This is a genomic window from Pseudomonas sp. TH32 (assembly GCF_016650855.1).
Classification (GTDB): Bacteria; Pseudomonadota; Gammaproteobacteria; order Pseudomonadales; family Pseudomonadaceae; genus Aquipseudomonas.
Genome location: NZ_JAEKFA010000002.1, coordinates 1818783 through 1840570, shown reverse-complemented (window position 1 = coordinate 1840570; position 21788 = coordinate 1818783). Strand labels below are relative to the sequence as shown.

Below are 21788 nucleotides of genomic sequence, written 5' to 3'. Positions count from 1 at the left end.
TCAAAAGCAGATCAACAGCACAGCGGCCTACAGGCCGGCTTGAGTGGTAGAAGCAAAAGCAAAATCAAAAGCTAAAGTGGGCACGATCCCCTGTAGGAGCTGGCTTGCCGGCGATGGTCGTTAACGATGACGTTGGCGTCCTGAATGAACGCGGCGCTCTCAGGTTTTTCGCCGGCAAGCCGGCTCCTACAGAAAAACAGCTTTGCTTTCGCTTTGACTTTTGCTCTGGCTTCTACCACTCAAGCCGGCCTGTAGGCCGCTGTGCTGTAGATTTTGATCTTGATCTGGCTCTGACTGCCCCAATAAGCCCGAGGCCGAACGCAGGTGGTGCGGAGCGGGTGAACCGGCAGGACGCCGGTTTAGCCGCGCTGGGCCAAGGATGGCCCATCGCGGCGGCCCGCGGAGCATCGCCGGAGTGAGGGAACACCGAGCCCTAGCGAGGTGCCGACAGGCGGGGCAGAGCGTTTTGGTTACTTTGCCGCTTTTGCAAAGTGACTCGCTGTAAGAGCGAAACCATAGGTAGCCGTTACCTAAATAATGGATATGCCCCCTCAAACCGCTACCGCGCAAGCACCATGGCAAAATACCCAAACACAGTGAGCAAAATCCCCGACACCGCATACGCCACAGGAAACCCAATCCACGGCACAGTACTGTCGATTTCCTTGGCCGCCTCACGCGCCGGCCCCGAGTGGCTGCGCGCCCCTGCGACACCGCCCATGAGAATCGCCGGGTTGATCTTGAACAGATGAAACCCCACCGCCCAAACAATAAACGGCGGAATCGTGCACGCCACAAACCCCAGCAAAAAGATCTTCAACGCAATAATCGCGCTGATCTGCGAAACCAGATTCGCCCCCGCATTCACCCCCACAATCGCAACAAAGAAAATCAGCCCCATGTCTTCGAGGATGTTGCGTGCCGCGTTCGGCGTATTACCAAAAACCGCACCCGGGATACCAGCGACGAAACAATAATCCCCGACACCAGCAACCCACCGGCATTCCCCAGCCCAACCGCCGCACCGAACGCCGGCACTTGAATCAGCCCGATCAGCAAGCCCAGCACCATGCCCAGGGACAACGTGAGCAAATCAGTCGCGGTACTCGGCCGCCCCGCCTTGCCCAACAACGCCGTGGCCTTGTCGATAGCACTGCGCAGGCCAATCAGGTGCATCACATCCAGGCGTTGCAGACGGGTTTCCAACCCCATGGGAATCGGCGCCCCACCCCGCTCAATCCCCACCAACTGCACCTGCCCGGCAATCGGCGACTGGCTGAATTCCTTGAGTGCCTTGCCCACGGCATCCTTGTGGGTCACCAGAATCACCGCTTCATCCAGCGGTATATTCAGCGCCCGGGCATCCGGCACTTCCGGACCGATCAGGCCCATGTGATCGGTCAGTGCGTCCAGGCTCCCACCCAGCGCAATCACGTCGCCCAGTTGCAACACCAATGTCGGATCGGCTCCCAGCAACTGGTCACCGCGCTCGACGTTCTCGATCTGGTACAGCGCAAACCGCTCGCGAAACTGCGCGATGCTCTGCCCCACCAGCTCCGGATTCACCAGCCGATAAGCCCGCAGGTCAAACGGTCGATAACCGCTGAGCCCCGCATCATCGACGTTCGGCACGCCGTGCTCGACTTCATATTGCTTGGCCGCCTTGCGCGCATCCACACCCCACCAGCGCGGCAGGTATTTGCAGATCAGGATGATGCCGACCGTGCCCCAGATATAAGTGATGCCGTAGGACAGCGCGATCATCGCCGTGGCCGCTGCCGCCGTGGTGCCCGGCGGCAGTGGCACCACGCCCGAGGTGATGGCCTGTTCGGCGGAACCAATGGCCGCCGACATGGTTTGCGAACCGGCAAGAATCCCGCCCGCCGCGCCTACCGGCAGCGATAACAGGCGCACGCCAAGCACCACGATGCCGAGCCCGAGGAACGAGGACAGAATCGCCAGGAAGGTGAACTTCAGGCCATCGCCCTTAAGGCTGTTGATGAACGAAGGCCCGACCCGCAACCCGACGCCGTACATGAACAGGTAATAAAACAGGCTCTTGGTGAAGTTATCGAGTTCGAAATGCACGCCGTAATACGACGCCCAGGTCGCAATCGCGCAGCCGATCACGATGGCCCCGGCCACCGCGCCCAGGCCATAGCCCTTGATGGTACCGCGCCCGACCCAGACGGACAGGCCGACCACCAGGAACAGCAGGATGTAAGGGTTGTCGTGCAGGAAACTGAAGAAGGCAATCACGATGATGCGTACCTGGCGATGCAACGCTAAAGGCACCGGGCTTCGAGGCCCGGTGAGTGTTCAGTGCGTTCAGTCGAGGTTCGGGGTGTCGGCCGGCACGACCGGGTCGGCAATGGCGCCATGGCTGAAGCTTGGGCCCGCGTCGGAATGCTCCACGGGGTTTTTCTGCAGGTAGGCAACTGCCTTGCGCAAGTCTTCCAGCAACAGCGCTACAAGGTCACGGCTCACGCCATGCCGTACCAGGATGCGCTGCACCACGATGTTCTGGCGATCGGACGGCAACGGGTAAGACGCAATCTGCCAGCCGCGCATGCGCACGCGCTCCGACAGGTCATAGAGGCTGAAACCGTGATCAACGCCTTCCTTGAGCTTGTAGCAAACCGCCGGCAGCCCGTCCTTGCCGTCGTACACCAGTTCCAGCGGGGCGAATTTGGTAATTTCCGACGCCAGCCATTGCGCCGTATCCGAGCACGCTTGTTGAATCCGCGTGTAGCCATCGCGCCCCAGCCGCAGGAAGTTGTAGTACTGGGCGATGATTTCACCGCCGGGCCGGCTGAAGTTGAGGGCAAAGGTGGCCATGTTGCCGCCCAGGTAATCGACGTAGAAGATCAGCTCTTCCGGCAGGTCTTCGGTGGAGCGCCAGATCACCCAGCCCACACCCAGCGGTGCCAGGCCGTACTTGTGGCCCGAGGCGTTGATCGATTTGACACGCTCGATCATGAAGTCCCATTGCAGTTCCTGCTGGATGAACGGGGCGATAAACCCGCCGCTGGCGGCGTCGACATGGATCGGGATATCCAGGCCCAGGTCACGTTGCATCGAATCCAGCTCGGCCGCCAGGGCGGCGACCGGTTCGTAGATCCCGGTAAAGGTCACGCCCAAGGTCGCCACCACGCCGATGGTGTTTTCGTCGCAATATTCCCGCAGGTCGGCCGGGCGCAGGCCCAGGGCGTCGCCGCGCAATGGCACTTCGCGAATCCCCACGTCGAAATAGCGGGCGAATTTCTTCCAGCAAATCTGTACCGGCCCGCACACGAAGTTCGGTTTGTCGGTGGGCAAGCCTGCGGCTTCGCGGCGCTTCTTCCAGCTCCATTTAAGGGCCAGACCTCCGAGCATCGCCGCTTCGCTGGAGCCGGTGGTGGAGCAGCCGACGGTTTGCCACGACTTCGGTGCGTGCCACAGGTCGGCAATGATGTGCACGCAACGGTTTTCGATTTCGGCCGTTTGCGGGTATTCATCCTTGTCGATCATGTTTTTGTCGAGGGCATCGGCCATCAACTGCTGCACTTCGGGCTCGACCCAGGTGGTGCAGAAGGTCGCCAGGTTTTGCCGGGAGTTACCGTCCAGCAGCAGTTCGTCACGCACCAGGTTGTAGGCGGCCGAGGGTGTGGTCGAGTGGTCCGGGAGGCGGTACTTGGGGAGCTTGTGCTGGGCAGAGCCACTCGAATAGACGTCTTCGATGGCTTGGTCCTGGGTCTCTACGGTTCTGTGAAGTGCCATGAAATCCTGCTCTTGAATGAGGGAAATGGCGTAGACGTTGATCGCGACAAATGCCGATCAGGCTGCGTCAGGAAACAAACGATGGAGTGGTGGCGCCGAATATCACACGCATTGCGGCACAGGAAAGTGACCCAGATCATCAAAGCCGTGGATAAGCAGTCCAGCCTGGCAGTGACCTATTGGCTCATCGCTTCGTTCAATATCAGGCTGCGATAGTGCCCCGGGTTTGAGCCCGACCACTTGCGAAACGCCTTGTAGAACGAGCTGGCGTCGGCAAACCCCAGACGGGTGGCGATTTCGGAAAAGCTGATGTCGGCATCGGCCAGCCACACAATCGCCAGTTCCTTGCGCACGCTGTCCTTGAGGCCCTGGTAGGTCTGCCCTTCTTCCGCCAGGCGCCGGCGCAGGGTCGACGCCGAGATGCACAGGGACGCCGCCAGCCCTTCGGTTTCCGGCCAGGTGTCAGCGGGCATTTGCCGCAGGTCGGTCTTGATGCGGGTGGCGAGGCTGTCGGGGTCGCGGTATTTGACCAGGATATTGGCCGGGGCATGGGCCAGGAAGCGCTTGAGCTCTTCCGGGCTGCGCTTGATCGGCAGCTCGAGGCAGTCGGCGGAGAAAATCATCCGGGTGCGGGGCCGGTCGAAACGCAGGTTGTCGGAGAACATCACCTGGTAGTCGTCGCAAAAGTCCGGTTGCGGGCAGCGCAATTCAATCGCCAGGATCGGGATGCGCCGCCCCGCCAGCCAGCAGGCAACGCCATGGACGATCATCCAGTAGGCGAAATAGGTGAAGGCCCGCTTGGGTTCCGGCTCCGGCTCCCACAATACGATTTCTGCCAGGCTCTGCTGGTGTACCAGTTGTGCAGGCATGCGCTCGAACATCAGCGACAGAAAGCCCAGGCCGGTTTCCAGCGCTGCGGCCAGGGTCGGTTGCGCCATCGAGGCGCGACAAAGGAATTCCAGGCTGCCGGATTTGAGCTTGCGCGGGTCCATGCCGAAAAATTCATCGTCCATGCGCCGTGCCAGCAGGCGCCACAGACGCGCGTAAGCCGTCGCCGGGACGCGTGCGGCTGGCTGTTCCAGCAGCGCCGGATCAATCCCGACCTTGGTCAGCACTTCGTGGGTCGCCGCACCCGGCGCGCAGCTCTGCAACAGGGCTTCGCGCACCAGATGGATGGAGATCGTGTCTTTTTCCGACATGGGGTATGGCGCAGTCCGGTGGCTGGAACGATGCCGCGCATTCTAGTGGCGGTTGCGGTTTGCCACCACCGTTCAGTCAAGGTTCAGTAAAGGTCAATATTTACTGTTTAGTAATGAGTATCATTATGTTACAACTTAGCATCCTATCTAATGATGATTCGGTGCCGAATGCTTGTTCCATTTTTAATCATGCTGCGTGAAGGCATAGAAGCGGCCTTGATCGTTGGTATTATTGCCAGTTATCTCAAGCAGACCGGCCGTGGCCAGTACATGCCAGCAGTGTGGATCGGCGTTTTTCTGGCAGCCGCCCTGGCGCTGCTGGTGGGCGGTGGCCTGGAGCTGGTCAGTGCCGAATTCCCGCAAAAACAACAGGAACTGTTTGAAGGCATCGTCGGCCTGGTAGCCGTGGGCATTCTCAGTTCCATGGTGTTCTGGATGCGCAAGGTGGCGCGCTCCATCAAGCATTCCCTGCATGAATCCCTCGATCACGCCCTGGCCGGGTCCAAACACCAGGTCACCGCGCTGATCGCCATGGTGTTTTTCGCCGTGGCCCGCGAAGGCCTGGAAACCGTGTTCTTCCTGCTGGCCGTGTTCCAGCAGAGCGAAGGCCCGGGCGCGCCGATTGGCGCCCTGCTCGGCCTGATCCTGGCGATCATCGTCGGCTTCCTGATCTACACCGGCAGCATGCGCCTGAACCTCGGTGCGTTCTTCCGCTGGACCGGCCTGTTCATCCTGGTGGTGGCCGCCGGCATCCTGGCCAACTCGGTACAAGCCCTGCACGAAGCCGGGGTGTGGAACCACCTGCAAACCGTCCTGTTCGATTTCAGCGCGACGCTGCCGATGGATGGCCCGCTGGGCTCGGTGCTGGCCGGCATGTTCGGCTACCAGGACGCCCCGACCGTCAGCACCCTCGGGGCCTACCTGATTTACCTGGTGGTGGCCCTGGTGATGTTCTTCTTGCCGGCGCCGCCGAGCAAGCCGGCCACCCGTACAACCTCTTCCGTTTCCAGCCAGTAAGGACCGCCTCTTGTCCAACCAAACCCCTCAACCGGCTCCGCCCTCCCGCGCCTTGCGCTGGGCGGTGGGCGGCTCGGTGGTCGTGATGATCGCCGCCGGTGGCCTGTTCTACTACGCCTCGCAACTGGCAGCCTCCAAGCGCCAGGCCAACCACAATGAAATTGCCGTGACCATCCACGCCCACAGCTGCGAGCCGAACGCGCTGACGGTGCCGGCCGGCCACGCCAGTTTTCGCATCATCAACCGCTCGGACCGTGCCGTGGAGTGGGAAATCCTCGACGGCGTGCTGGTGGTCGAAGAACGCGAAAACATCGCCCCGGGCCTGAGCCAGGTGATCAACGCCAACCTGCTGCCCGGCGACTACCAGATCACCTGCGGCCTGCTGAGCAACCCGCGTGGCACCTTGAAGGTCACGCCAACAGCCGAGTCCGATGCCCAAGCCAAGGCCAAACCGTCGATGGTGGCGTTTATCGGCCCGCTGTCGGAATTCCGCGTGTACCTGAGCAGCCAGGGCAGCGCCCTGGTCAAGGCCGTTACCGCGCTTGAACAAGCCATCGAAGCCGGCGACCTTACCCAGGCCCAGGCACTCTACGTGCCGGCCCGCGAGGCTTACCAGCGCCTGGCCCCGGCCTCGCAACGCCTGGCGGAACTGGACAACGCGATCAACGCCCGCGCCGACTACTTTGAAAAACGCGAGCAGGACCCGGCCTTCAGCGGCTTCCACCGCCTTGAATACGGCCTGTTCCAGCAGCGCAACCTCGACGGCCTGACCCCGGTCGCCCAGCGCCTGGTCACCGACGTCACCAGCCTCAAGCAACAATTGCTGGCCCAGTCGCTGCCGCCGGAACAACTGGTGAGCATTGTGGTGCGCAACCTCAACAGCCTGGCTGACGTCCGCGCCGCCAGTGGCGAGGAAGAACGCTACAGCCATATCGACCTGAACGGTTTCGCCGCCAACCTGGACGCCGCCCGCAAGGTGGTCGACCTGATGCGCCCACTGTTGACCAAATCGGCCGAGCCATTGCTGCCAGGCATCGACAGTGCGATCACCGCCCTCGACGCCCAGCTCAACGGCTTGAAAGTCGATGGCCGCTACGCCACGTATGACAGCGTTACCGCCGATCAGCGCAAGCAGATCGCCGACAAGGCCAAGGCTCTGGCCGTTGCACTCGATGGAATCGACCCCGCCCTTGGCCTTTCCGGCCTGAAGTGAAGACGACCGTAGACATGAGTGATTCAGAACAATTTTCCGCCCAGCGTCGTCGTGTATTGCTGGGCATGGCTGCCACCGGCGCCGCCATTGCCGGCAGCAGCCTGAGCTGCCCGGCGATGGCCGCCAACGCGGCTGCGCAAGTGACCACCGCGCCAAGCAGTGAAAAGACCCAGGACCACCACGATTTCCATGGCAAGCACCAGACCGGCATCGTCACCCCGCGCCCGGCCTGCGGCATGCTGGTGTCGTTTGACGTACTGGCCAGCGACCGCGAAGACCTGGAGCGGCTGTTCCGCACCCTCAACGAGCGCATCGCGTTCCTGATGACCGGCGGCACCGTGGTGCAAGTCGACCCGAAACTGCCGCCTACCGATTCCGGCATCCTCGGCCCGGTGGTGACGCCGGATAACCTGACCATCACCGTCTCGGTCGGCGAGTCGCTGTTCGACGAGCGTTTCGGCCTGGCCGCCGTCAAGCCCAAGCGCCTGATCCGCATGGTCGGTTTCCCCAACGATGCGCTGGAACCGGCGCAGTGCCACGGCGACCTGAGCCTGCAGTTCAGCTCCAACACCCCGGACACCAACATCCACGCCCTGCGCGACATCGTGAAGAACATGCCGGACCTGTTGCTGGTGCGCTGGAAACAGGAAGGCAGCGTGCCGCCCCAGGCCCCTGCCCGCCCGGGTGAGCCGGCACAAAGTGCGCGCAACTTCCTCGGTTTTCGCGACGGTTCGGCCAACCCGAACTCCAACGACAACAAGGCAATGGACCAGATTGTGTGGGTTCAACCCGGCAGTGACGAACCGGCCTGGGCCGCCAATGGCAGCTACCAGGCGGTGCGGATCATCCGCAACTTCGTCGAACGCTGGGACCGCACGCCCCTGCAAGAGCAAGAAAGCATCATTGGCCGGATCAAGACCAGTGGCGCGCCCATGGACGGCCAGAAAGAAACCCAGGTCCCGGACTACAGCAAGGACCCGGAAGGCAAGTTGACCAAGCTCGATGCGCACATCCGCCTGGCCAACCCGCGTACCCCGCAGACCCAGGCCAACCTGATCCTGCGCCGGCCGTTCAACTACTCCAACGGCGTCAATAAAAACGGTCAGCTGGACATGGGGCTGCTGTTCATCTGCTACCAGGCTGACCTGGAGAAAGGCTTTATCAGCGTACAAACCCGGCTCAACGGCGAGCCCCTGGAGGAATACCTGAAGCCGGTCGGCGGCGGTTATTTCTTCACCTTGCCAGGCGTCACCGGGCCCCAGGATTTCATCGGGCGCACGCTGCTTGATGCGACACATCCACAAACCACTGCCAATACCTAAAACAAACCCCAGAGCGGAAATCGTCCCATGAAGAAGTCGTCTCTCGCATTGTCGTTGTTAATGAGCCTTTCGCCGCTGGCCGCCTTTGCCGCCACCGCGCCACTGGATCTGGTAGGGCCGGTGTCGGACTACAAAATCTACGTCACCGAAGAAATCGGTGAGCTGGTCACCCAGACCCAGGCGTTCACCGATGCGGTGAAAAAAGGCGACCTGGCGACGGCCAAGAAGCTGTACGCGCCAACCCGCGTTCACTATGAGTCCATCGAGCCGATCGCCGAGCTGTTCAGCGACCTCGACGCCTCCATCGACTCACGCGTAGACGACCACGAAAAAGGCGTGAAAGCCGAAGACTTCACCGGCTTCCACCGCATCGAGTACACCCTGTTCTCCGAGAACACCACCAAAGGCCTGGACGCCCTGGCTGACAAGCTCAACAGCGACGTACAAGACCTGAAAACCCGCGTGGACGGCCTGACCTTCCCGCCGGAAAAAGTCGTAGGCGGTGCTGCTGCCCTGCTTGAAGAAGTCGCCGCGACCAAAATCTCCGGTGAGGAAGACCGTTACAGCCACACCGACCTGTATGACTTCCAGGGCAACATCGACGGCGCGAAGAAAATCGTCGACCTGTTCCGTCCGCAGATCGAGAAGCAAGACAAGGCGTTCGTTGCCAAAGTCGACAAAAACTTCGCCACCGTGGACAAGATCCTGGCCAAGTACAAAACCAAGGATGGCGGTTTTGAGACCTACGACAAGGTCAAGGAAGCCGACCGTAAAGCCCTGGTTGGCCCGGTTAACACCCTGGCAGAAGACCTGTCCACGCTGCGTGGCAAGCTTGGCCTGAACTGATCAACACCCGTCATACTCTCGCCCGGCCTGCCGGGCGAGAAGCTTCTTCAGGCTGATGCCACCTGTGCCACTCCCGAGGGCCGCAAGGCATCGCGGATGGTCCGCAGTTTCAGGCAGGTTTCCTCGTACTCACTCTGCGGGTCCGACTCGGCGACAATGCCGCAGCCGGCGAACAAGTGCGCCTCACAGCCACGGATCAGCGCCGAACGCAATGCCACGGCGAATTCACCGTCCCCCTCCGCATTCATCCAGCCCACCGGCGCGGCGTACCAGCCCCGATCGAGTTGCTCGTGTTCGCGGATATACGCCATTGCCTCACGGCGTGGCAGGCCGCCCACCGCCGGCGTCGGATGCAGCGCCTGAACCAGTTGCAGCAGTTGCACGTGGGGATGCAAGCGGCCCATCACCGGCGTCAACAAGTGCTGCACGTTAGCCAGCCGGTGCAACTGCGGTTGGCTGGCAATGTCGAGCATCGCGCAATACGGCTGCAAGGCGTCGCGCAGGGTTTGCACCACCAGGGCGTGTTCGTGGCGGTCCTTGGGGCTGTCCATCAGGACCTGGCCCAGCTCGGCGTCCTGTTGCTCATGGCGACCACGGGGACAGGTGCCCGCCAGGGCCACCGTGTTCAGTGTGCCACGGGCCACGCGCACCAGCCGCTCGGGGGTGGCGCCCAGAAAGCAGCTGTCACCCCGGCTGAACGCAAAGAGGTAGGCCTGGGGATAGGCCGCCTTGAGGTTTTCCAGCAGCGGGCCGCAGGGAATGGTGCGCTCGGTACACAGCCGTACTTCGCGGGCCAGCACCACCTTGCGCAGGTCACCGGCGTTGATGCGCTGCACGGCCATCGCCACGCTGTCCTGCCACTGCCGGGCACTGATGACGTTTTCGTCATTGGGGATGCCGAGGGGAATCTCCTGGCGGGGTGCACTGGCGTAGCGCGACAACAGCAGGGCCCACTGGGCTTCCAGGCTCCGGGCGCAACGCTCGGCGTCGGCCCCCGGCTCCAGCCATTGGCTGAAGATCACATGGTGTTGCTCGGCCTCGCGCAGCAGCAGGATGCGTGGCAGCACCAGGGACGTTGCGGCAAACGACTGCCATTTGAGCGAACGCGGCCCCTGCGGGTCGAAGGCAAAACCGCCGCACAGCAACGGTTGGCGCGGCCCCACCCGGTGGGCCTGGCTCAGCAGCGCTTGCCACGCCAGGGCGCTCGCGTTGAATCGATCATCCACCCCGGGGCTGATTTCTTCGGTGCAGCCAAACCCGGCCACGCCCATGGCGCCCCGGTCGCTGGACCAGAACAGGCTCTGCCCGAGCACCTGGCGGTTGGCGGCGAACAGCCGCAGCGGGTCCAGGCGCTCCCAGGCCAGGCTGAAGACCACCAGCACCGCGGCGCCCTTATCGCGCGCCAGGGTTTCGCCCTGGGTCAGCGCCTGAAGCAATCCCGGCAGACGCTCACTCATGCTCGGCTCCTTGATGCTGCTGGCGCCAATGGCGCACTTGCTGGTCGATATTCCACTGGATGATCTGCGCGAACAGCGGCACCACAAACATCGGGTCCAGCCCTTCGCGCTCCGCCCAGCGACGGCGATGGGGCAGCATGGCGGCGACCCGTTCGGGGGCGGCGATGCTGGCTTCGGTCGGTTTGAATTGCGCCGCGGCCTTCACATAGGCCAATCGCTGACCGAGGGCGCGGATGATGTGCTCGTCCAGGGTGTCGATACCCAGGCGGACGTCTTCCAGTCCGGTGCACTGCTCAGGTGTTTTCATAGGATTCTCTGCTCATGGGGTCGACGGCCAGCACTGCCAGGCCGGTTCGGCGGGATTGCCCAGCAACAACTCCAGGTGCTCGATCAGGTCGACCTGGCTGTCGCGCAGGTAAAAATGCCCGCCGTCGAAGGTTCGAAAGTCGGTGACCTGGCGCGTGACCTCCGACCAGGCGTGGGCTTCTTCCTGATCCACTTCGCGGTCGGTGGTGCCCAGGCACACGCTCACAGGCACGTCCAGCAGCTCGCCGATATCGCCGCGATAGGTTTCGATCAGGCGGTAATCATTGCGCAGCGCGGGCAGATAAAGTGCCTGCATCTCGGGGTCATCCAATGGCGAAGGCGCCCCCCGACAGGCGTCGCACATCCGCCAGCAACCCGGCATCCGGCCCCTGGTGCAATTGGCTGTGGCGTTGTCGGTGAGGCGCCGGATGGGCGGAAACAATCAGCCGTTGCAGGGCCTTGCCCTGACGGTGCAGGCGCCGCGTCACCTCATAGGCCAAGGCAGCGCCCATGCTGTGGCCGAACAGCACCAACGGCCGGTCGGACAGGTCCCAGAGCGCCCGGGTAATGGTGCCTGCCATCCATTCCAGGCTGCCGGGCCAGGTCTCGGCCAGACGCTCTTCGCGGCCGGGGTATTGCACGCTGACCACTTCAATGTCGACCGGCAACAGCGCCTGCCAACCACTGAAAAATCCGGCGCTGCCGCCCGCGTGGGGCAGACAGACCAATCGGCAACGCGGGGTGTGAGGCTGCGGGTAACGCCGCAGCCACGGGCTGGCGACTTTTTTCATAGCACGCCCTCCTCCAGCTCAGTGGTGACGTGGATCCGGGTGTGCGGCAACCAGCGCAGCACCTGGCGCAGGCAGTCGTCGGCGTCCATCACCTGAGCGGCGTAGTGCGTGCCTTCGGGCAACCGGGCCCATTGCAGCGCGCAGATGGCCGCCACCGTGCCGGTCAACGCCGAACCATCACCGGCACGCAGCCAGGCGCTGGCCTGCTGAGGTTCGCCGTGTTGCAGGCCTTCCATTTCCACCGCGAGCAACTGGTAGGGCGTGCGCCCTGCCAGGTCGAGGGCACTGGCCTGCACCAGGCTGGCGACGTTTTCTGCCGAGTGCCTGAGTGCCGGCGGCGAACCCTGGATACGCCCCAGTGCCGCTCGCAGGTGCCCGCCGTCGAACAGGTTGTAGCCCTCCGCTTGCGGCACCCGCAACGCCGTAAACAGGCGCTGCTGTTCGGTGGTGAGGTAGGGATAGGCCGTCACCGCACCGCCCACCAGCCAGGGCCGCTCGAAGTGTTCATCGGCGGGCACGGCGGACTTGACTGCACGGCCCTCGGCCCAACCCATCGAGGCCTGGCCGTAGCCGTTGCCCAGGCTCAACAGAAAATCCTCGGCGGCCGTTGTCGACAGCCGCCCCAGCCCGACGGAATAGCAACGCACGGTGTCGACACGTTCAAAGGACGCCGCCAACACCTTGGGAAACAGACCGGACAACCCCGGCAACATGCCGGCCGACAACACCACGCGACGACCGGGTGGCAACTGCGCGGGCAACACATGGTGCAGCGGGTCATCGCCGCCCACATCGAGGTAATCGGCGCCGCTGGCCAAGGCCGCCAGTGCCACCCGGTCGAGCACCTTGTAGCTGGGCCCTGCGCAATTGATCACCAACTCGCAGCCGCTGCAAAACGCTGCCAGGCTGCGGGCGTCCCACAGGTCCAGTTCACGGACCTCGGCCCGCCCGTTCAACTCCCGGTGGTTAAAACGCTGGCCTTGCCCGGGGTCACGACCGCCCAGGAGCAGGCGGTAGTGACCCACCAGCACCCGGGCGACCTGCCGACCGACATGCCCATACCCGCCTACAATCCCGACGTTCATGCCGCCACCTGCGCCAGCCGCTCGAACGCCCGGGCCACGGCTTCGACCTGCGGGCTCTGCATGCAGCTGAAGTGGTCGCCCGGCACGTCGACAACCTGCAACTCCCCGAGGCACAGGGCTTGCCAGTATTGGCTCATGTCCCGGTGCATGCCCGGCAGTACCTGAACCTCGCCGCACTGGCGGATAAACACCATGTCGCCGTCGTAAGGCGTGGCCTGGTGCAACGCGACGGCGGCGAGGCTGTGGCGCAACACCTGCAATTGCTCCCGCAGCCAGTCCAGGTCGCTCAGTTGCGAGCCCGCATGGCGCATCGCGTCGGCAATCGCCTGCAAACGCTGGTCAGCCGACTTGCGTCCCAGGGCCCGCAGGCAAGCCAGGGCCGTGGCGCAATCAGGCTCGTCCTCCAGCGCCAGCAATGCACCCTGGGGCACGCGGCCGGGTGTCTGGCGCAGCACCTTGGCAATCGCCCGTTCCATGGCCTGTTCATCCAGCGGGTAACCCAGTGTGTGCGGGTCGGCCTGCATGACGCGGGCGAACACGTACTCGGCCAGCAGGTCATCCTCGATCATGAACGGCACGCGGTAGCTGCTGATCACCGTCAGTTGGAGCACCTCGATGCCCCTGGCCGCGAGGCACGAGGCGAGTTCCGTCGCCAGCAATCCGCCGAGGCAATAGCCGACGATGCTCACCTGGCGCCGGCCTTCGGCGTGCAAGGTGTCGGCATAACGTTCGGCCAGTTCACGAATCGCCGTGGCCGGCGCCAGGGCCAGGTAACCCGGTACGTCATTGAGCACCAGCCCTTCCAGTGGCGCTTCTTCCCCCAGCGCGGCAAACAGCGCGCGATACGGTGCCAGGGTGCCGCTGCCGTCATGGACAAAGATTCGCGCCGGGCCTTGCACCTCATCACGAATACGCACCAGCGGCGAAAGACTCTCGCTGCCCTGCCCCCGCAGGTAATCCGCCAGGGAGGCCACCGTCGGTTGGTTGATCAACTGCCGCAGTAAATCCCCCCACGGCACGTTTCGGGCCTGGGGCAGGCTTTCCCGCAGGCGGCCAACCACCTGGGCCACCAGCAATGAATCGCCACCCAGTTCAAAGAAGCCCTGCTCACGGCCCACGCTCGGCACCCGCAGCAGGGTTTGCCAGACCTCGGCGATGCTGCGTTCCAGCGCATCCAGCGGCGCGGCGCCGCTGTTGGCCTGTTGCGTGGCCTGGGCAATGCCCAGGTTGGCGAGGGCCTGGCGGTCGACCTTGCCGTTGGCCGTCAACGGCATTTCATCCAGCACCCGCCATTCGGTGGGCACCATGTAGTCCGGCAAACGCTGGCCCAGATGCGCGCGCAACGCCTCGGGTTCGAGGGTGTGGCGGTCGGTCTTGAAGCGCGTGATAAACAAGTGCTGGCCGATCTGCGACATGGCATCGTCTGCCGCAGGCAGGCACAGCGGCGTCTGCGCGCCGGCCTCCTGCAACAGCTGGTGCCACTGCTCGCGGCGGATGAACGTGGTGTCCTGTTCGGCGCGGAAATCCTCGAACGCGGTCAGGCCCTCCTTGAACTCCATGGACGCCATGATCTGGTAGGTGTCGCGCGTGGCCTCGATAAAGATCAGCCAGCCGCCGGGTGCAAGCATTTCCCGCAACCGGGCCAGGACCCGGCTGGCGTGCCGCGAGTTGTGCAGCACGTTGGCACACAGGATCACATCCAGGGAATTGGCGGCGATGCCTTGGCCCCAATGATCGAGGTTCAGGTCAAACAGCCCGTAGCTGACCCACGGAAACTCGACAAAATGCTCCCGTGCTTCGTTGAGGAAGAACTGCGACAGGTCGGTGAACCGGTAGTCCACCGCCAAGCCGTCCAGGGCCGGAATCAGGTCGGCGCTGGTGCCGCCCACGCCGGCGCCGATTTCCAACAGGCGCAGGCGCTGGCCCGCCGGTTGCAGCGCGGCGATTTCCTGCACGGCTGCGCACACCGCCTGGTTCAGGTACTGGCTGATCAGGTTCTTGCGGTAGGCACCTTCGGCGGTGTCGGTGCGGCCTTCGGGGAACAGCAGGTGCAACGGGTCGAGCCGGTCGCTCATCAGTGCCGGCAGTTGCTCCTGGCTCTCGCGCAGGTAACGCAGCACTTCAGCGCCCCAGCCCACACTGGGTTCAAGGGCCTCGATGCGTTGCCACAGTTGACGGTACTCGGCGCCCGAGACCCGCAGTGACGAATAGGCGCCGGTGTGTGGATTCTGGTCCACCAGTTGCTCGCGGTGCAGGGCTTGCAGCCAGCGACGGATCAGCCGTTCATTGCGGGGCGCGACCTCGCATGCCGTCATGACCTGCGCCAGGTCATGCTCGACGCCCGGTTGATCAAACAGCCCCGGCCGTTGTAGGGCCAGGCCCATGGACAGCAGCGCGGCACGCTCGACGCAATCGGACATTTGCGTGATCAGCACTTCGGTCAATTGGCCTTTCACCCCGTTGGCCGCCGCCAGGGCGTTGGGTGCCAACCGGGCAGGCCAAGGCAATGGCGTATCGCGCAGCGTGCCGCGCACACAGGCCTGCAAACGCCGCTCGAACGCGCCTTCGCCCGCGGCGACTACCACGGCCGACTCCACATTGGGATGGCTGAGCAACGCACTCTCGACTTCCGCCAACTCGATGCGATGGCCGCGCACCTTGACCTGGAAATCCTCACGGCCAAGGAATTCGATCAGCCCGTTTTCCAGGTACCGACCCAGATCGCCGGTGCGGTACAGACGCTCGCCACTGTGGGCGTGCTCGATAAAGCGCTCGGCGGTTTTCTCAGCGTCCCCCAGGTACCCCATGGCCAGGCCGCTGCCGGCGATAAACAGCTCACCCGCAACGCCCTGCGGACGGTCACGTCCCTGCTCGTCGAGCACCATGAAACGTTGGTTGGCCAGCGGCGCGCCGTAGGGAATGCTGCGCCATTGCGCGTCCACCTCGGTGATCGGATAGGCAATCGACCAGATCGCCGCCTCCGTCGCGCCGCCCAGGCTGATCAGTTGCAGCGTGGGCAGCAACGCACCGATCTCGGCGGGCAGATTCAGCGGGATCCAGTCGCCGGACAACAGCGCCAGGCGCAGGCTGTGCGGTGCCGCTGCGGGGACCGCTTGCAGGTAATGGGTCAGCATCTGCAACTGCGCGGGCACCGAGTTCCACAGGGTCACGCCATGCTCGCGGGCGCACGCCGCCCAGTGGGACGGATCAGCCCGGCGGCCGGCGTCGGGCAGCACCAGCGCGCCCCCACCGCCAGCAGGCCGAAGATGTCGTACACCGACAGATCGAACCCCAGGCTGGCCAGGGCGAGCACCCGGTCTTCGGCGCCGATGGCGAAGCGCTGGTTGATATCGACCACGGTGTTGAGGGCCGCCTGGTGGTTGATCATCACGCCTTTGGGAATGCCGGTGGAGCCGGAGGTGTAGATCACGTAGGCCAGCTGTTGCGGTGTCACGCTTGGCGTGGGCAGCTCACGGGTGGCGGCAGTGCCCGCCTGGTCGACTTGCAGGCACTGAGTCACCTGGGCAGGCCACATCAGGTCCGCGCTCAACCACGACTGGCTGAGCACCCGGCTGACGTCGGCATTTTCAATAATCAGCGCGCGGCGTGCCGCAGGCTGGTTGGTGTCCAGCGGCAGGTAGGCCGCGCCGGCGCGCAAAATTCCGAGCACGGCCACCACTTGGTCGATGCCCTTGTCCATGCACACCGCCACCCGCTCACCGGGCTGGCAGCCGGCGTCCAGCAACTGCTCGGCAATCGCTTCGGCGCGGCCTGCCAGTTGCGCGTAGGTGAGTGGCCGTGAACCCTGGATCAGGGCGATGCGGTGTGGTGCTACCTGGGCCTGGCGAAAGAACGGTTCATGCAGCAAACCCGGCGGAATCGGCTGCGCGGTCTGGTTGATCAGCTCCCGCACCAGCCGTTGGGGCGCCGGCAGTTCCAGGCAGTCGTCCAGGGTCCAGGCCGAGGGTTCACGGGCCAGGCGCTTGAGCAGGCGTTCGAAGGTGTCGAACATCGCCTCCAGCATCTCGTCATTGAACACGCCCTGGCGAATGTCCCAATTGATGTACAGGCCACTGTCGCGCTCGCTGACCTGGCAGTCGATCAGCACCTGCGGGGTCTGGCTGATGCCATGTACCAGGCGTGAGCCGGGCATGAACGCCCCGCCGCCACTTTCACCGCCGGCGCCGAGGGTGCTGGTGAAGGCATAGGGCATCAAGGCCGCCTCACGGCCTTTGCGCCGCGCCAGTTCGCGCAGTACTTCGATGCCGGAACACAGGCGGTGGTCCATGTCCTGCCACAGGCGCTCCTGCAACTGCTGGCTGCGTTCGCCGAAACTGCCGCCTTGCAAGGTCTGGACTTCCAGCAGTTCCACCGAGCTGAAATCCCCCACCAGCCGGTCGACCTGCGGGTGCAGCGACAGGCGATTGAGCAAGGTCAGGCTCAGGCAGAAATGCCCCTTGCGGCTCCAGCGCCCCAGGGTCTCGGCATAGCAGGCGAGAATCGCGGCCGACACCCCCACACCGGCGGCCGCCGCATTCAGGCGCAGGGCGTTGAAATCCCGGGCCTCCAGGCTCAGGGCGCGACGCTCGAAACGCGGGCCGCTGGGTGCGCCCATCATCGGCAATTCCGGGGCGCCGGGCAGGCTGTCGACCCGCGCCCACCAATACTGGCGGTCACGCTGGTAGCGCGGCTGCTCGCGCAGGCGGCGTTCACCCAACACGTAGTCGCGAAAACTGATGGGGGCTGCCGACGGCAAGGCTTCGCCCCGGTAAACCTGCTGCAACTCGGCCAGCAGCATGCGCACGCTCTGGTAGTCGCATACCAGCAAGTCCACTGACAGGTGCAGACGCGCATGCTCACGGCCCTGGCTCACGCACAACTCGATCAGCGGCCACTGCCGGGGCGAGGCCTGGCGGATTTCCATGCGCTCGCGCAACGCCGCCAACCCCTGGCCATCGTCGTCGCGCAGGTCGTGCCGGGCGATCAGGTAATGCGGCACCTGGGGCAGGATTTGTTGGTAGCCGTCTTCCAGCACCACCGCCCGCAGCATGTCGTGACGGGCTACCAGATGGTTCCACGCCTGCTCCAGGCGCGCCGGGTCGAGTTCCTCGAGCTCAAATTCCAGGTACCCATGACAGGCCACCCCGCCATAGCTGAACGCCTGGGTGCGGCCCATCAGGTAGGCAGCCTGCACGTCGGTCAGCGGGAACGGTTCGCTGCGGGCGGCCAGGTCCGCCGAGACGGTGGGCATCGCCGGTTCCATCAGCTGTTGCAACAGCGCATCCTTGTGCTCGCGCAGTTGTTGCAAGCGGTCTTCGTCCATCACCCCGGCCGGCGCCCGATAGCGCAGGCGGCCCTGCTCTTCCCAGAGTTCCACACCCAGTGCCTCGAGTTCCTGTTGCAGTTGCTGCAGTGTCATAGCGCACCCTCCACCATTGCGTTCCGGTTGACGTGGTCCTGTTCCCGTCGGGCGGCCAGCCATTGGGCCTGGCGGGCGACGGTGGCCGCGTTGAAAAAGTCTTTCAGCGACAGTTCGACGTCGAACTGCCGGGCAATCCGTTCGATCAGGCGCGCCGCCAACAAGCTGTTGCCGCCGAGGGCGAAGAAGCCCTGATGGCGCCCCACCAGCGGAATGTCGAGCAGCTCGCGCCAAAGCCCGGCCAGCAGTTGCTCGGCTTCGCCTTGAGGCGCGTCTTCACTCTCGGGTTTGGCGCCCTGGCGTTGCTCCTGCACCAGCCACAACAGGGCGGCGCGGTCGACCTTGCCGTTGGCGCTCAGGGGCAGTTCGCTGAGGTTCAGCCAGTGGTCCGGCAGCATGTGTTCCGGCAGCCATTGGCACAGCCACTGGTGCATGGCGTCGGCATCCGGCACCGCGTCGCCCGTCAGGGCCGCTGCCAGTTGCGGGTCGGCACCCGGCAGTACCAGGGTGACCGCGCGACTGACGGCCGGATGGCGCTCCAGGGCTATGTCGATTTCACTGAGTTCGATGCGGAAACCCCGGACCTTCACCTGGTGGTCCATGCGCCCGAGAAATTCGAGGGTGCCGTCGGGCCAGTAGCGGCCCTGATCACCGGTGCGGTACCAGCGCTGCCCGGCCTGCTCGACGAACCGCTGGGCGCTGAGGTGCGCCAGGCCGCGGTAGCCTTGGGCAACCCCGGCCCCGCCGATCCACAATTCCCCCGCCACCCAATCCGGGCAATCGCGGCCCTGGCTGTCGACCACCCGGAAGCACTGGTTATCCAGGGGCTTGCCGTAGGGGATCGAGCGCCAGTGCGCGGGCACGTCGTCGACGTCCTGGACGTTGGACCAGATTGCCGCTTCGGTGGCGCCTCCGAGGGCGGCAAACCGGGTGCTTTCGCCGGCAGCCACGCGCAAGCGGCGCGGCAGGTCCAGCCCGACCCAATCGCCCGAGACCATCGCCAGCCGCAGTCCGGCCAGGGCATTCGGCTCGCGGGCCTTGAGGGTCAGCATGTCGAGCAGGGCCGGTACCGAGTTCCACAGGGTTACCCGTTGCTGGCGCACCAGGCGCAGCCATTCAGACGGTTCCTTGCGGCAGGCATCCGCCGGCAGCACCACCGCGCCACCGACGCTCAACAGGCCAAACAGGTCGTACACCGACAGGTCGAAATCGAGGGCGGACACGCCGAGCACGCGGTCCTGCGCGCACACCTGATAACGCCGGTTGATCGCCTCGACGGTGTTCAGCGCCGCTTGATGGGACACCTCCACGCCCTTGGGTTCGCCGGTGGTGCCGGAGGTGAAAATCACATAGGCCAGCGCCTCCGGTGAGACCTCGACCGGCTGCTTCAGGGGCGTGGCCGAGCGGGCCTGGGCCAGGTCCACCACTTGCAGGTCTGCCAGCCAAACACCGCGATCGCGGTGGGCCGCATCGGTGATCACCACCTTGGCCCCGGCTCGCTGATAAATCATGTCGCGACGGGCTGCGGGCTGTTCGATGCCCACCGGTACATACACCGCGCCCGCTGCCAATACGCCGAGCACCGCAATGATTTGCGCCTGGCCCTTGGGCAAGGTAATCGCCACCGCATCGCCCGTTTCGATCCCCCACTGGCCGAGGGCTCCCGCCACGTGCAAGGCCTCGGTTGCCAGCTCGGCGTAGCTCAGTTCACCTTCCTCGGTGATCAGCGCTACCCGTTGCGGGTGCAGGCGCGCCTGCTGGAAAAAGCCTGCGTGCAGCAGCCCTTCGTCATAGGCCCAGGGCGTGTGATTGACCGCGGTGCGCACCTGTTGCTGGGCGTGCGGCAACGGCAGCGGCGCGGGTTGGCGCCAGTCACCGGTGCACAACCACGCCAGCAGGTCGCCATAGGCAGCGAACATTTCATCCAGCAGGCCTTCGGGGAACAGCGCGTCCACCGCGTCCCAGTTCAGCAGCAGGCCGTCGGGCAGCGGGTAGCTCTGGTGATCGAGCCACACCTGGGGTGTTTGCGACAACGCCCAACCCGGTTCCCCCAGGTGTTCTCGGCAGGTGGCGTCGACAAATGCTTCGCCGAGGTTGCAGGCAAACACCACCGGTGCGCCGCCTTGCCGGGTGCGGGACAACTCACGCAGCACCTCCACACCGGGCCAGGCACTGTGGGCAATATCGCGGTGCAACTGGCGTTGCAGGGTTTGCGCCTGTTGCGCGAAAGAACCTGCCTGGCGCTGGTCGACCTCCAGCAGCACCAGGTTGGAAAAGTCGGCCAGCAGGTGCGGCACGCAGGGGTGCAGTTCCTGGCGATTGAACAGCGGCACGTTCAACAGGAAATGCTGGCTGGCGCTCCAACGGGCCAGCACTTGGGCATAGGCGCAGCACAATACGCTGGCCAGGGTCAGACCGTGTTGCCGCGCCTGGTCTTCGAGGGCATGCAACTGGGCACGGCCGAGGCGCATCGCCAGGCGACGAAAGCGCGGCGCGCCGAGTGACTGCGGCTCCTGCGCCAGGGGCAGTTGCGGGCCGTCGGGCAAATCATCGAGGCGCTGCAACCAGTAGTCACGTGCGCCCGCATCGGTGGTTCGGGTGGCACTCAGGTAGTGCGCAAAATCCCATTCGAGGCGTGGCAGTTGCGCTTCCTGCCCGCTGTAGATCAGCGCGAGATCCCGCAGCAGCACGCTGATACTCAACACGTCCGCCACCAGCAAATCGATGTTCAAGTGCACCCGGCTGCGGCCGTTGGGCAAGTGGCTCAGTTGCACATCGAACACTTCGCCCCGCCGCACCTCCAGGCAACGGTGGGCCAGGCGCTCGCGCAGGGCCAGCGCATCCGGCAATTCATGCACGGTCAACCCGGGCCATGGGCTCACCGGCAGGATGCGTTGGCAGGTGGCCGTGGGGAAACAGGCGCGCAGCATCGGATGGCGTTGGGTCAGGCGCACCACCGCGTGCTCAAGGCGTTGCGCATCAACCTGAGGCCCGTCCAGCTCCTGATACAGGTGGCAGCCGACGCCGCCCAACGGCATGGCCGGGTCGCGGCCAAACCAGTAGGCCTGCTGCAAGGGCGTGAGCGGGAAATCGCTGTCAGTGGCAACGGGCTTGAGGTGGGCCGGCGGGCCGCGACGGCCATCGATCAGGGCCCACCAGGCCTCAAGGGTAGGCTGCTCAATCAGTTCGGCAAAGCTCACCTGCACACCTTCGCGGGCGAGCAACGCCGGCAGGCGCATCATGCTCACCGAATCCAGGCCTTGCTCGATCAGCGAGGCGTCGGGCTCCAGGTCCTGGGGGCATAGTTGAGCAACTGCGCGACACCGGCGCACAGCGCCTCGGGGCTGTGTGCGAGGCCGCCGGGTGAAGGATGA

Annotated in this window: 14 protein-coding genes and 1 pseudogene; 4 read left to right on the top strand and 11 right to left on the bottom strand. The window is 64.5% G+C overall.

What is annotated here, in order from left to right:
- Positions 1–559: 559 nt before the first annotated feature.
- From JFV30_RS33125 to JFV30_RS12010, 4 genes are all read right to left on the bottom strand, one after another.
- Positions 560–901 (bottom strand): aspartate-alanine antiporter-like transporter, encoded by a 342-nt coding sequence (locus tag JFV30_RS33125; protein ID WP_242487060.1) that lies wholly within the window; start codon positions 899–901, stop codon positions 560–562.
- Positions 892–2295, bottom strand: coding sequence for an aspartate-alanine antiporter-like transporter (locus JFV30_RS12020; RefSeq protein ID WP_342215098.1), 1404 nt, complete (start codon positions 2293–2295; stop codon positions 892–894). The genes JFV30_RS33125 and JFV30_RS12020 overlap by 10 nt, the downstream gene beginning before the upstream one ends.
- Before the next feature lie 33 nt (positions 2296–2328).
- Entirely contained in the window at positions 2329–3759 is a 1431-nt protein-coding gene (locus JFV30_RS12015) for a glutamate decarboxylase (protein WP_201123904.1), read from the bottom strand.
- Positions 3760–3935: 176 nt separating this feature from the next.
- Positions 3936–4958, bottom strand: coding sequence for an AraC family transcriptional regulator (locus JFV30_RS12010; protein ID WP_201123902.1), 1023 nt, complete (start codon positions 4956–4958; stop codon positions 3936–3938).
- Between the two features lie 168 nt (positions 4959–5126).
- Between JFV30_RS12010 and efeU the strand changes: the two genes are divergently transcribed.
- From efeU to efeO (JFV30_RS11990), 4 genes are read left to right on the top strand one after another with little or no spacing between them, the layout of a single operon-like run.
- Positions 5127–5975 carry an iron uptake transporter permease EfeU gene (gene efeU, locus JFV30_RS12005; protein ID WP_026078249.1) on the top strand — a complete coding sequence of 283 codons (849 nt, stop codon included), beginning with the start codon at positions 5127–5129 and terminating at the stop codon, positions 5973–5975.
- A gap of 10 nt (positions 5976–5985) precedes the next feature.
- A complete protein-coding gene (gene efeO / locus JFV30_RS12000) occupies positions 5986–7188 on the top strand; it encodes an iron uptake system protein EfeO (RefSeq protein WP_169388306.1) in 1203 nt (400 codons plus the stop codon).
- A gap of 14 nt (positions 7189–7202) precedes the next feature.
- Positions 7203–8510, top strand: a complete 1308-nt coding sequence (efeB, locus tag JFV30_RS11995) for an iron uptake transporter deferrochelatase/peroxidase subunit (RefSeq protein WP_010169495.1) — start codon at positions 7203–7205, stop codon at positions 8508–8510.
- A 27-nt stretch (positions 8511–8537) separates the two neighbouring features.
- A complete protein-coding gene (gene efeO / locus JFV30_RS11990) occupies positions 8538–9356 on the top strand; it encodes an iron uptake system protein EfeO (RefSeq protein ID WP_029615831.1) in 819 nt (272 codons plus the stop codon).
- Between the two features lie 47 nt (positions 9357–9403).
- Here efeO (JFV30_RS11990) and JFV30_RS11985 read toward each other — a convergent pair whose 3' ends face one another.
- From JFV30_RS11985 to JFV30_RS11960, 7 genes and pseudogenes are all read right to left on the bottom strand, one after another.
- Positions 9404–10813 (bottom strand): isochorismate synthase, encoded by a 1410-nt coding sequence (locus JFV30_RS11985; protein ID WP_201123900.1) that lies wholly within the window; start codon positions 10811–10813, stop codon positions 9404–9406.
- Positions 10806–11120 carry an isochorismate lyase gene (locus JFV30_RS11980; protein ID WP_010169498.1) on the bottom strand — a complete coding sequence of 105 codons (315 nt, stop codon included), beginning with the start codon at positions 11118–11120 and terminating at the stop codon, positions 10806–10808. The genes JFV30_RS11985 and JFV30_RS11980 overlap by 8 nt, the downstream gene beginning before the upstream one ends.
- 12 nt (positions 11121–11132) lie before the next feature.
- Positions 11133–11435, bottom strand: a complete 303-nt coding sequence (locus tag JFV30_RS33425; protein ID WP_274610274.1) for a thioesterase II family protein — start codon at positions 11433–11435, stop codon at positions 11133–11135.
- A gap of 7 nt (positions 11436–11442) precedes the next feature.
- Positions 11443–11910: a thioesterase II family protein gene (locus JFV30_RS33420; protein ID WP_274610273.1), complete on the bottom strand. Its 468-nt coding sequence runs from the start codon at positions 11908–11910 to the stop codon at positions 11443–11445.
- Positions 11907–12995 (bottom strand): saccharopine dehydrogenase NADP-binding domain-containing protein, encoded by a 1089-nt coding sequence (locus tag JFV30_RS11970; RefSeq protein ID WP_201123899.1) that lies wholly within the window; start codon positions 12993–12995, stop codon positions 11907–11909. Before JFV30_RS11970 ends, JFV30_RS33420 begins: the two co-directional genes overlap by 4 nt.
- Positions 12995–18421, bottom strand: a pseudogene (locus JFV30_RS33505) (AMP-binding protein); the annotation flags it as partial. The gene JFV30_RS11970 and the pseudogene JFV30_RS33505, both read right to left, overlap by 1 nt.
- Positions 18411–21746 (bottom strand): amino acid adenylation domain-containing protein, encoded by a 3336-nt coding sequence (locus JFV30_RS11960; RefSeq protein ID WP_342215096.1) that lies wholly within the window; start codon positions 21744–21746, stop codon positions 18411–18413. The pseudogene JFV30_RS33505 and the gene JFV30_RS11960, both read right to left, overlap by 11 nt.
- Between the last annotated feature and the right edge of the window lie 42 nt (positions 21747–21788).